This is a genomic window from Leifsonia sp. PS1209 (assembly GCF_012317045.1).
Taxonomy (GTDB): domain Bacteria; phylum Actinomycetota; class Actinomycetes; order Actinomycetales; family Microbacteriaceae; genus Leifsonia.
Genome location: NZ_CP051154.1, coordinates 2,844,473 through 2,855,881, shown reverse-complemented (window position 1 = coordinate 2,855,881; position 11,409 = coordinate 2,844,473). Strand labels below are relative to the sequence as shown.

The following is an 11,409-nucleotide window of genomic DNA, read 5'->3' as shown; positions in this document are numbered from 1 at the left end:
GCCGTCCGCCGGCCTACCGCTTGTCCGTGCGGGTCGCAGCCTTCGCCGCTTTGCTGCGCTGGCGCCCGGTGATGACGATGAGCACGATCACCAGCACGAACGAGACGGACAGGCCGATCATCGGCAGGACGAACACCACGGGCCAGATGCCCTGGCCGGAACCCTGCTCCGGCATTCCGCCGAGAGCGGAGCCGATCAGGACGGCTGCGATGCAGACCAAAGAGATGATCACGAGTGCCGCAATGATGTACGACAGGATGCGCTGGAGGCGGCTTGCCGCCTGTGGGGTCTGCTGGGTCACGAAATCAAGGATAATTGAGGTTGGTCATACGATCCCCCATGTGAAATGAGGTTCCCATGCCAACCGGCAAGGTCAAGTTCTACGACGACGAGAAAGGCTTCGGCTTCATCAGCTCCGATGACGGCCAAGAAGTCTTCCTGCACGCCTCCGCCCTGCCGGCAGGTGCCGTCGTGAAAGCGGGAACCCGCCTCGAGTTCGGCATCGCCGACGGCAAGCGCGGCGCCCAGGCACTGTCGGTGCGCGTCCTCGACGCCCCGCCCAGCCTCGTGAAGATGAGCCGCAAGTCGGCGGACGACATGGCGATCATCGTCGAAGACCTCGTGAAGCTGCTCGACGGCATCGGCGCGAACCTCAAGCGGGGCAAGTACCCGGACAAGGCGCACGGCGCGAAGATCGCCGCCGTGCTGCGCCGGGTTGCGGACGACCTGGATGCCTGACACCGAGAACGAGACGGACGTCGACGCGACCACCGAGTCTTCGGAGGCCGCGTCGGCGCCGGTCGAGGACGCTCCCGTCTGGACCGTCCCGGACGACGTGCTCCTCGCATCCGTCGCCCAGGCGCTGGATGCGCTGAAGGAGATCACGCCGGCGGCCACCATCGGCGCGCCCGCCGGCCACATCGTGGAGGGGGAGCACGTGCTCTCCCTGCTGTTCGAGTGCACCATGTCCGGGTATCCGGGCTGGCACTGGACGGTCACTCTGTCGCGCATCGACGACGAGTCCGCACCGAGCGTGCTCGAGGCGGAGCTGATGCCGGGCGAGCGCGCCCTGCTGGCGCCGGACTGGGTGCCGTGGTCGGAGCGGCTCGCGGAGTACCAGGCGTCCCAGGAGGCCATCGCTGCGGCGGAGGCCGACGCGGGCGACGACGATGACGAGGCGGACGACGAGCTCGACGTCGACGACGACGACGAGACGGACGACGACTTCGAAGACGAGGACGAGGACGGCGAGGACGGCGAGCACGACGTGCACGACCTGCACCCGGACGACCTCGACGGCGTCGACATCGAGAGCGCGGACGAGTCGTACGACGACGCGGACGACTCCGACGACTCAGACATCGACGACGACTCAGCGGCGTTTGACGCTGAGGTATCCGAGGCCGACGAGGCCGAGGCCGAGACCGACAATGACGGTCCAGAGCCACCAGCCGTCTCCGGAGGCGCTCAGCTGACGGAAGAAGACCAGCGTCACGACGAGGGCGACCAGCCACAGGCCTAGCCCGACGAGCACGGCCTTCCTGTCGTCCGTCTTCACGGGGACAGGATCAGGCCGTCGCTCGTCGTCGCGGAGCCAGAGGCGCACGGTGTCTGCCGCTCAGCCCAGCTGGCCGACGACGTACTCGATGCAGCCGATCAGGGCGCGGACGTCGTCCGGCTCGATGGCCGTGAACGTCGCGACGCGCAGCTGGTTGCGGCCGAGCTTGCGGTACGGCTCCGTGTCGACTACGCCGTTGGCGCGCAGGATCTTGGCGACGGCGGAGGCGTCGACCGCGTCGTCGAAGTCGATCGTGACGACGACCTGCGAGCGGTGCGAAGGATCGGCGACGAACGGCGTCGCGTACTCCACGCCCTCCGCCCAGCCGTAGAGCGCATTCGAGGACTCCGCCGTGCGGGCATCGGCCCAGGCGAGACCACCGTTGTCGTTCATCCACTGGATCTGGTTCTCGAGCAGCACCAGGGTGGAGACGGCCGGGGTGTTCAGCGTCTGGTTGAGACGCGAGTTGTCGATCGCGTTCTTGATGCTGAGGAACTCCGGGATGTACCTGTCGCTCGCCGCGATCCGTTCGACCCGCTCGATGGCTGCGGGGGAGAAGAGGGCGAGCCAGAGGCCGCCGTCCGACGCGAAGTTCTTCTGCGGGGCGAAGTAGTAGATGTCCGACTCCGCTGCGTCGATGTCGACGCCCCCCGCCGCACTGGTCGCGTCGATCACCGTGAGGGCGCCGTCGTCACCGTGCACGCGCTTCACGGGCGCCATGACGCCGGTGGAGGTCTCGTTGTGCGGCCAGGCGTAGACGTCGATGCCCGCAGCGGCTTGCGCCTCGCTGCGTGAACCCGCAGGGGCGTCGATGACCTGGGGCGCATCCAGCCACGGGGTCTTCGCGGCCGCGGCGAACTTGCCGCCGAACTCGCCGAAGACGAGGTTCTGGCTGCGCTTCTCGATCAAGGAGAACGCGGCGGCGTCCCAGAACGCGGTCGAGCCGCCGTTGCCGAGGACGATCTCGTAGCCGTCCGGGATGCGGAACAGCTCGCCGAGCCCGTCGCGCACGCGGCCGACGAGGTTCTTGATCGGAGCCTGGCGGTGCGAGGTGCCGAGAAGCTGCGCTCCGGCACCGGCGAGGTAGGACACCTGCTCCTGGCGGACCTTGGATGGGCCGCATCCGAATCGTCCGTCGGCGGGCAGCAGATCAGTGGGAATCGTCACATCCGGCATATCCAGAGTCTATTGGCTGTTGGAACCCCTGTCGGTCGACTCCTGCCGTGGCTACAGCCCGCTGTCACCGGCACCAAGTAGGCTCTACTGGACATACGCGTGACAACAGCTGGAGGGTTGATGACCGACCTGATCGATACGACCGAGATGTACCTTCGCACCATCCTGGAATTGGAAGAGGACAACATCGTCCCGCTGCGTGCGCGCATCTCGGAGCGTCTCGGCCACTCCGGCCCGACCGTCTCCCAGACCGTCGGCCGCATGGAACGGGACGGCCTCGTCGTCGTCTCCGGCGACCGCCACCTCGAACTCACCGACGACGGGCGCCGCAAGGCCGTCCACGTGATGCGCAAGCACCGCCTGGCCGAGCGCCTGCTCAGCGACGTGATCGAACTCGAGTGGGAGTACGTGCACGAAGAGGCCTGCCGCTGGGAGCACGTGATGAGCGAGCAGGTCGAGCGTAAGCTGCTCACCATGCTCGGGCACCCGACCGAGTCCCCGTACGGCAACCCCATCCCTGGCCTCGACGAACTGGGCGACATCGAATCGCCCACCACCGAGGGCCTCACCAACCTCGTGGATGTCGTCGTGGGCAACAGTTCGGGGGTTTCTGCCAGGATCAAGCGCCTCGGCGAGCCCGCCCAGGTCGACCCCGAACTGCTGCTGCAGCTCAAGCAGGCCGGCGTTTTTCCGGGCTCGACCGGCACATTCACTCCGGCAGGCTCGTACGTCGCCGTGCAGATCGACGGCTACGAGAACGGGCTGGAACTCCCGAACGAACTCGCAGCGCACATCTTCGTCGAGGCCTGATTTCCGTTACCGACTTGTTAAAATATCGGCAAAAGGATGTGACAAAGCGGGGGTCGTCCCGTAGTCTCTAACGAGTCCGACGGGCCAGAAGCCGGCCACAGGACCCGAACCGGGACGCTCCACCCCCCCACTCCTGTCTCCTGGTTCGCGAAGCCAAGCTATAAGCATCCGGGACGGGGCAGCTACCTAGTGCTGTTGGAGCGCAGGAGGTTCAAACCTTGGCACTATTAGGTACACCCGGCTCTGAAGAGCGCCCCGTAAACCCGAATAGCTCGACCCCCGCACCCTCCGACCTCGCGTCCCGCCGTTCCGTGCGCCGCGCGCCGGTGCGCCAGACGGCCGTCGAGCCCACCACCGGAACCGCGTTCCGGAAGCCCGCGGACAAGAAGACGAGCAAGAAGGTCAAGGGCGGCGTGATCAACGTCGCCGTCATGACCCTCGCCGCTGGTCTCATCGCCACGATGGCGATTCCCGCCTACGCGTTCAACCCGCAGGGTGCAGACACCGCGCAGTTCAAGAGCAGCGCCGTGGACAGCATGAAGAAGGCCCAGCCGCAGAGCGTCGAGGTCCCGCAGACCGTCGCAGCGGCAGCCGTCGCCCGCGACGCGGCCACCGCCACCAGCGAGCAGGAGTTGTCGGCAGCCAAGGCGGCCAAGGCCGCTGAGCTGGCCCGCCAGCAGGCCGCCGTCTCGTTCGCGAGCTACGCCAGCTACTCCGGCCCGTCGGTCACCGACTTCCTGGCCAACCCTCCGTACCCCAGCTTCAGCCTCCCGCAGGTGTTCTCGGTGGCGCAGCAGTACATCGGCACCCCGTACGTCTTCGGCGGCTCGACCCCGGCCGGCTTCGACTGCTCGGGCTACGTCATGTACGTCTACGCCCAGTTCGGGATCTCCCTGCCGCACTCGGTCTCCGGCCAGGCGGCGATGGGCAAGCGCATCTCGATCGCGGACGCCCAGCCGGGCGACCTGGTCATCATGCCCGGTCACGACGGCTTCTACGCCGGAAACGGCAACATCATGGATGCGCCGGACACCGGCCGCAGCATCTCCATCCGCCCCATCTGGACGAGCGACTACTACATCGTCCGTCTGGGCATCTGACACCTCGTTTCGACCGGTTCCTGAGGCTTCCAGGACCCGAACGGAACGTGAACTCCGCGTAACGCGGACAGCGAGCGGCGCGCCACGAATATGTGGTGCGCCGTTTCTGCGTTACTCTGATCCCCTGAAACCGTGAATGTCCACGCGTTGGATGTTCGCACCGCGAGAGATCCGGGAGTGCGATGGCCGAGCCGCGCAGGGTGACTTCCTGGCTAGAGCGCGGCCGTTTCGCGGGAGCGGGCGCCGTATCCACTGTCGGCGCATCCGCTGGCGCCGCATCCGCTGGCGCCGCATCCACTGTCGCCGCATCCGCTGGCGCCGCATCCACTGTCGCCGTCGACGAGCTGATAGCCCGCCACCACGACTTCCTCGCCTGTCGTCACCACACCGTGGCCTGCCGCCGCCCCTTTGTGGCCTGCCGCCACCATGCCGCCGTTTCACTGGGCGCTGTCCACACGGACAGTGCCCTTTTTGTTTTCCAGGAAGGTCCACGATGAAGACACTGGTCCTCAATGCCGGCTACGAACCCCTGGCGGTCGTCTCCTTCAAACGCGCCATCGTGCTCGTGATGAACCAGAAAGCCACGGTCCTGTCGATCGACCAGGCCCACCCGGTCTGGGGCATCTCCGCCAGCTACGAGCGCCCGTCGGTCATCCTCCTCACCCGCTACGTCCGCATCCCGCGCGGTCGTGCGGTCCCCGTAAGCCGCCGCGGCGTCCTCCGCCGGGATGCGCACCGCTGCGCATACTGCGGAAAGTCGGCCACCACGATCGACCACGTCCTCCCACGCTCCCGCGGCGGTGCCGACAGCTGGGAAAACCTCGTCGCCTGCTGCCTCCGCTGCAACAACGTCAAAGGCAACCACACCCCCGCCGAGATGAACTGGACCCTCGCCTTCACCCCGCGAGTGCCCCACGACGCATCCTGGGTGGTGCGCGGCACCGAGGTCGCCCAGCCCGACTGGAGCGACTACCTCGCCCCAGCAGCCTGACGCGCCGCCGCCCGTTTCGCGCTGGCTCGCGGCCCCCGGTAGAGTGGTGCGGTCAGCCTCTGTAGCTCAATGGAAGAGCTGCTCCGTCCTAAGGAGAAGGTTGGGGGTTCGAGTCCCTCCAGGGGCACCTGTAATGTCCGATGATTTTGCTGGTCAGGTGCCATTTCCGAAGGGCGCGAGTTCCTCGGTTTTCAGATTTGCCCACAATTTGCCCACAGCACGCCGACAAACTCTAAGAAACTCTAAGTGCGTGCGCGGCGGAGTCGGCGTTTCGAATGAGCGTGGTTCGTGCTGAAGCGCTTGAGGCGCCATGAACGGGCACGTTTGTTGGCGGTCTTACGGGAATCGCCCATTCGCGGATGTCGCGGTCGAGCGCGCAAGCCAATCATGTCGGCTGTCCGTTGATCCACTCTCCTGCGGACACGGATCGGATCCCCCTGACTTGGGTCCCGCCAGGCTACCTACGCTGCGAGGAGAACGCCGACCACCACGACGGCTATTCGGTCAGCGTGGAGGTGATGGGACCGGCGTCAAATTTGAACGCTCTGATCCTCCTCCTGTCTCAGCAAAGGTCCGAGGTTGTCAGAATCCCTCACGGGACTACTTCGAGTCCACGAACATTGGGTCCGGGCCATGATCACCCGACAGAATCCGGTTGCTCAGATGGCGAGCCGCTTTGCGCGACGGACCGCCGCGCCCCGGTTCACTAGAAGCCCATGAACATCGGATAGGGGTCGTCGTCGGCCTCGTCCTCTCGAAGCTCCGCCACTCTCACGGAACGAGAGACCTGGTGCGACGTGATGTCATCGGCCGCCAGAGTCAAGGTCGGCTTCCGTTGAATCGGACGAGCCAGCTCGACTGCGGTTGGCGGGACGGACTGGAAGTCGGCCCCATACCCGAAGAACAGCGCGACGTTTCGGCCAAGTGGAACAGAAGCGGCATCGTGGGCGCCGCTGAGGGCGTCACCAGAATCAGCGGCGACGTCGCCCTTCTCCTCCGCGAGGTGTGAGGGCCACGCGATGCCGTCGATGCGGTCTTCCGGCACCCATCTCAGCCACTCTGCGACGACCTGCGTTGGCGTGTAGTCAACGGCCTCGCGACCGTCGAGGACCACCGGAGCCGTAATCATGTCGGTGAAGTGCTTCTTGAACCGAGCGAAGGTCCACCTCCGACGGCTCTCGTCGTCCGTCGCGAAGATGCTCGGCAACTTCGTCAGGGGGCGCGTGAAGTCGAGGATTCGCAGCGACCGCGTCGTCTTGAACGCACCCATCACTGCTTGGTCGTACTCGGAATGGAGCGCAATCTCCGCCACCGCGACATGGAGGTCGTCGGCTGAGTAGAACAAGCTGATTCCAGGCGGCGAAAGGCGACCGTTCTTCGCAAGCTGCGGAGGGGCAGACCCTAGCTCCGTACTTGGCTCTTTTCGGACTTTGTGGAGAAGAGCACGAGCATCATCAGTCATGCGTCCGCGATACAAGGTCGAATCAGCGGGTAGCTCGACCAGCAGGTCTGACTCGACGTATGCGAGCAGCGCTTCGAGAAACTTGCCAATACGGGCTGGCGGCTCGTCCTCGTATCCTGGCCGGTTTGAAGCTCCGACGACGACGAACCGGCTCTCGGTACGAACGGTCGCGGAGTAGGTGCCCCACCCGAGCGCAGACGGGTCCGCGCTGTCACTCGGAATCCATGCGTCCGTCGAGCTGGTGGCCGCGATCAGGCGCTCCACGATGTGCATGGCGTACTCAGGGTCAACAGCGTCCTCAACGGTCTCGTACATCACGTACGTGTTGTCGTACTCCTCGTAGCATCGCCAAGGGTCGCCGCCGTCCTCAGTCGACTGGTAGAGCCAGTTGAGCACGTCCCATACGCGCACCCCGAGCTCGTCCAGCTCGACGGCGAACGCCGGCTCGCCTGGCTCAGGTTTCCGCCCGCAGAAGGAGCACTCGAATTTGTCGGCAACGTTGGATAGCGCGGCATGTAAGACATCGTCTCTGATGTGGTCAACGCAGGCTGTCTCGTCCATTCCGCCGATGCCATAGAAGTCTGAGGGTTCCACGGACTGATGCTATCCACAGCCCGACTGGGTAGCGGACGCTATCAGACCGGTGTGATGGTATGAGTCGTTACGGAGACCGGCGGAAGAGCACTCAGATCTTTCTTCCTTTCAGGTGGCTCCCGGATGGACGAGCTGACGATGCATCTCCTCCGCGCTGTGCATCACCGCTAGCTCGATAGGCTCCGCAATATGAAAGAGCTAGCGCCCGGCGAGTACACCGACCCCGTCGTCGAGCCATCACCAGTAGAGGAACAGCATCGCGGCGCGTGGCAGGCGACTGTCCACTTCCGCAAGCTCGACGGCGACGAGGTTCAGTGGGAGCTGTGCGCGTATGGCGATAGCGAAGAGGTTGCTCGGCTCACGGCTATCGCTGCGGTGGATGACGAGCGCGGTATGCACGTGCAAACGATGGGCTACGACTCCCCGGCGGTCCGTACCTACATCGCTGCCGCCAGCCACATGCACGACCTACGCCGTGCGCTGTCCGCGCTGGAGTGCGCGGCTGTGCTGGAAGACAACACAGCGAAAGGACATCTGCGCGCGCAGGCAGTGAGCGTCTACGGACGGACCTGGAACTCGAACGCGCGTCCCGACCTCGCCGACATCATCGAGTTCTCCGAGGCTGATGTCGAGCTGACCGAGAGCATCCGCATTCTCCGTAACCGCTTCACTGTTCACTCCGAGAACTCAATGACGACGACCGTCCCGCTGTTCGACCTGGAGCGGCAGCCTGACGGCGCGGTGAGCCTGGAAGAGGTCCGCAGCGCGACGTTCGAACACCCGTTGCCAGAAGCCTTCGTTGAGGGCCTACACCAGATGCTGGAACGTCTCGCGGAACAGCTCACAGCTCGACTGAAGGAGCTGAAGCAGCCCATCGTAGATGAGGTGACCCCGGAAATGCTCAGTGAGCTGTTTCAGCACCCGGAACTAGTCCAGGTGCGCGCTGTAGCCGCCGCGGACTGGTCGCCGGATGACCGTCGTCCTCCGTTCCCCTCGTCACGATTCCGCGACGTGCACATCGTGGAGGGCGAGTCGGGAAGTACGAGCGCGACGCTCACTTAGTAAGGCGGCGTTCACGCCTGGTCTACGAGCGGAGGTCGGATCGATGCCAACAGGTCTTGTCCTTGACCACCCTTGCGGCAACAAATGGGGTGTAGTACACCGCACCGACGTCGCAGCCTCGGGTGTTACGGGGCAGCGAATGCGCAGAACGGTGCGACGTCCGCTCGGGGATCGTGGTCAGGCAGTCCGCTCTTGGGGATCAGGCTGGGGCTCTTCCGATGGGACGCAATACGATCCAGTCGTCATCGGCTTGATGTTGGTATGCCGCACGACTCGTCCCTACCTCGACCTCGGTGAGTTGGCCCACATAGCCTGCGAGTGTCCATGTCGTCTGCCCGTCGGTAGCGCGGAGCATTCTTTTCGGGTCTGGGGACGGCAGATCCCCGAGCGTCATTGCGACAGAATATTGCTGTCCTTCGGGCAAGACGGTGCCCGGCCTTGCGAGGGTTTGGAGCGGGCCGAAGCTTGCGACACGGAGAGTCAGACCATCGTCGCTTACCTCGTAGCCTTGGACTGCGGCGTACGCGCCCGGATGCGGCCAGCCCACTGCGACCGGCGCGTCGACGCGACGTTGATAGGACTCGGCGAGACTCGCCGCCAGCCGACGACTAGTTTCCTTGACTTCTCGCTCGACGAACTCCCCGACGCACGTCATACCGCCGAGAGTCTGGATGCGTGACGAGTCAACGCCGAGAGCCTGCAGCCGCCGAGCGACTTCCGACGCATCGGGGTTCACGATGAGGACGTCAGATTTGGATTCTGACAGAGCTCTCGCAAGCAAGCTCGCGAGGTTCGTGTCGGTCAGTGGGAGGGAGTAGCCAATCAGGACAACTCGATGGGCTTCATCGAGCTCGCGGCGGGCTTCCCGCCAGAGGAAGCGCGTCTTTGGATTGTCGAAGTAGCGGCTCTTCGTGGACGTTGGCGGGACGATGAAGGGGGACCGTCCCCCGATCACCGGAACGAGGTCTTCCAGCTCTCGTCCGGGACTTACCTCCACACGATCCAGCGTCGCGCCGCTGGTGTCGCCCGGGAAATAGTGCCAGTCGGTAGAGCCATGCAACTTGTAGACGCGGAGCGTTGGGTGGCGCACAAAACCTTGCGGGACGGCCATGAACATGCCCCTCCCGTTAGGGAATCCGACGATGGCATCCATGGGTTGGAGGTATTCGCGCTCGTCGCGGTAGCCGCGCCCGTACAACCCTTGCTCAACCAACGTGTCGTAGTTCAGGGTGATGATCGCAGTTTCGGCATGATGCGCCAGGTCGATGAACGCGTCGAACCAAGATGCCATGTGGGTCGCCGCACGGGTCTCGCGCTGCCGCAGCACGTCCGCGATCGTGGCCTGGACTGCAGTGAAGATAGCCAATTGTGCGAATGCCTCAGACTCGTCTTCATAGGGCTGACGTTCGGCCAGCCAGGTGAGCCAAGCTTCGAACGTTAGACCTTCAGCCGAAAAGTGCGGCGCGGTGAAGCTTAGGTTCGGCCGTCGTTTCCGCAGTTCTTCCAACGCATCCGTGCCGAGCTCGTCAGTAAGAGGCATCGCTGATGACGCGGCTCTTGAGAAACCAGCGCCCAACAGCCACACATCCCGCTTTGGGCTGAGCGGGAACTCGGTGTTTCGTCCGCTCATGTCCGGCAGGGTCCGTCCGTGGAGGTTTCGACAGGGGGAAGTCGCTCGCGAGCAATCTGTTGGATCAAAGTTGCGTCGGGCGCACGAGTCGGAGTGGCAAGGAGAGAGCAGAGTCCATGCCCACTTGCCGTCACGGAGTCTTGCGTCATTGCTCTCGCCTATCTGCCTCGTGGGCACGTAGCTGTCTTGTGGCCATTGGAGTTGTTGCCTAACGAGCACACCTTCTGGGGGTTGTCGGGAAGGGTCTTGCCGCCCTCACCTCACGGTTGGGTGTGATCGTCCGCAATCTCCTCGTAGGTGAATGTCTTCTGGCAAACAGTGCACACGCCCCTTCTACTTCCGGGTCGGTATCCAGCGACCGCAAAATGCGCAGAATGCTCAGGCGTTGTTCGAGCCGCCCTGTTCCAGGCCGACCTTCCCGCCCACAACCGCAACGGCCACAATCCCGACGGCGACCGCCGCGCCGATGACGAGCTGTTGGAAGAGCCTTGTCTTGAAGGACTTGCTTTCCGTGTTCTTAGCGCTCTGCATCTCGACCGTGCGGCCGATCTCCCTGGTGACGAGCAACCGCTCCTCCAGTGTCAGCTCGGGGTTCTCCAGCACCTTGTCCAATGAATCGCGCCATTGTTTGAATGCCGCGTTCAGCTCACGGTCGTTCTCATCATTCGACTTGAGTGCCGCCTCGAACGCCTTCTCTGCTGAAGCGATGGCGTCTGCCGCTAGCTTCCGGAACTCCGGCAATTGCTCGACGAGCTTGAGTTGCACCTGCTCGCTCACGTGCTGCATTTCCACGGCGAACCGACTGAAGTCTTTCGCGCCCAGGCGTCGCAAGGAAGCGAACTTGCTCGCCGAAACCCCATCGTTCGCGGCGTCAACCTCGTCATTTGCGCCATTGCCCATTGCTCGACTCTACCGGCTACGTCCGACAGAGTGGGCAGACCTGCGGCGGCCAAGGAGCCACCCAATGTGGGTCGTCGCGGCCAACGCGCCCGCGTGTTCGCAAGCCGGTCGATCGGCCGGACACCC

At 64.4% G+C, this 11,409-nt stretch carries 12 protein-coding genes, 1 tRNA gene and 1 pseudogene; 7 read left to right on the top strand and 7 right to left on the bottom strand.

From position 1 onward, the window contains the following. Window positions 1-13: 13 nt before the first annotated feature. Window positions 14-301, bottom strand: a complete 288-nt coding sequence (locus HF024_RS13565) for a hypothetical protein (protein WP_085370735.1) — start codon at window positions 299-301, stop codon at window positions 14-16. A 56-nt stretch (window positions 302-357) separates the two neighbouring features. Between HF024_RS13565 and HF024_RS13560 the strand changes: the two genes are divergently transcribed. Both HF024_RS13560 and HF024_RS19980 read left to right on the top strand, forming a co-directional pair. After that, entirely contained in the window at window positions 358-738 is a 381-nt protein-coding gene (locus tag HF024_RS13560; RefSeq protein ID WP_085370734.1) for a cold shock domain-containing protein, read from the top strand. After that, a pseudogene (locus tag HF024_RS19980) lies at window positions 731-1,192 on the top strand (DUF3027 domain-containing protein); the annotation flags it as partial. The gene HF024_RS13560 and the pseudogene HF024_RS19980, both read left to right, overlap by 8 nt. A gap of 180 nt (window positions 1,193-1,372) precedes the next feature. On the opposite strand, the gene HF024_RS19865 reads toward HF024_RS19980, so the two are convergent. Both HF024_RS19865 and serC read right to left on the bottom strand, forming a co-directional pair. Continuing rightward, window positions 1,373-1,495, bottom strand: coding sequence for a hypothetical protein (locus HF024_RS19865; protein WP_348770486.1), 123 nt, complete (start codon window positions 1,493-1,495; stop codon window positions 1,373-1,375). Between the two features lie 123 nt (window positions 1,496-1,618). Continuing rightward, entirely contained in the window at window positions 1,619-2,734 is a 1,116-nt protein-coding gene (gene serC, locus HF024_RS13550; protein ID WP_168689891.1) for a phosphoserine transaminase, read from the bottom strand. Between the two features lie 120 nt (window positions 2,735-2,854). Here serC and HF024_RS13545 point away from each other — a divergent pair, with 120 nt between their 5' ends. Beyond that, a complete protein-coding gene (locus HF024_RS13545; RefSeq protein ID WP_085370731.1) occupies window positions 2,855-3,544 on the top strand; it encodes a metal-dependent transcriptional regulator in 690 nt (229 codons plus the stop codon). A 311-nt stretch (window positions 3,545-3,855) separates the two neighbouring features. Continuing rightward, window positions 3,856-4,644 (top strand): C40 family peptidase, encoded by a 789-nt coding sequence (locus tag HF024_RS13540; RefSeq protein WP_247597116.1) that lies wholly within the window; start codon window positions 3,856-3,858, stop codon window positions 4,642-4,644. Between the two features lie 212 nt (window positions 4,645-4,856). Here HF024_RS13540 and HF024_RS19675 read toward each other — a convergent pair whose 3' ends face one another. Then, complete coding sequence (locus HF024_RS19675; protein WP_210723955.1) at window positions 4,857-5,072, bottom strand: hypothetical protein; 216 nt, start codon at window positions 5,070-5,072, stop codon at window positions 4,857-4,859. A 65-nt stretch (window positions 5,073-5,137) separates the two neighbouring features. Here HF024_RS19675 and HF024_RS13530 point away from each other — a divergent pair, with 65 nt between their 5' ends. Both HF024_RS13530 and HF024_RS13525 read left to right on the top strand, forming a co-directional pair. Next, window positions 5,138-5,635: an HNH endonuclease gene (locus tag HF024_RS13530; RefSeq protein ID WP_085370730.1), complete on the top strand. Its 498-nt coding sequence runs from the start codon at window positions 5,138-5,140 to the stop codon at window positions 5,633-5,635. 55 nt (window positions 5,636-5,690) lie between these two features. Then, window positions 5,691-5,762: transfer RNA gene (locus HF024_RS13525), tRNA-Arg, on the top strand. A 579-nt stretch (window positions 5,763-6,341) separates the two neighbouring features. Here the strand turns inward: HF024_RS13525 and HF024_RS13520 are convergent. Beyond that, the gene (locus HF024_RS13520) at window positions 6,342-7,691 is read right to left on the bottom strand and encodes an RES domain-containing protein (RefSeq protein WP_168689890.1); all 1,350 of its coding nucleotides are present in this window, start codon (window positions 7,689-7,691) and stop codon (window positions 6,342-6,344) included. Window positions 7,692-7,880: 189 nt separating this feature from the next. On the opposite strand from HF024_RS13520, the gene HF024_RS13515 reads away from it, so the two are divergent. After that, window positions 7,881-8,753: a hypothetical protein gene (locus HF024_RS13515; protein ID WP_168689889.1), complete on the top strand. Its 873-nt coding sequence runs from the start codon at window positions 7,881-7,883 to the stop codon at window positions 8,751-8,753. 199 nt (window positions 8,754-8,952) lie between these two features. On the opposite strand, the gene HF024_RS13510 is transcribed toward HF024_RS13515, so the two are convergent. Together HF024_RS13510 and HF024_RS13505 are read right to left on the bottom strand one after the other, a co-directional pair. After that, window positions 8,953-10,383 carry an SIR2 family protein gene (locus HF024_RS13510; protein WP_168689888.1) on the bottom strand — a complete coding sequence of 477 codons (1,431 nt, stop codon included), beginning with the start codon at window positions 10,381-10,383 and terminating at the stop codon, window positions 8,953-8,955. A 378-nt stretch (window positions 10,384-10,761) separates the two neighbouring features. Continuing rightward, window positions 10,762-11,283 carry a hypothetical protein gene (locus tag HF024_RS13505; protein WP_168689887.1) on the bottom strand — a complete coding sequence of 174 codons (522 nt, stop codon included), beginning with the start codon at window positions 11,281-11,283 and terminating at the stop codon, window positions 10,762-10,764. Window positions 11,284-11,409 lie beyond the last annotated feature (126 nt).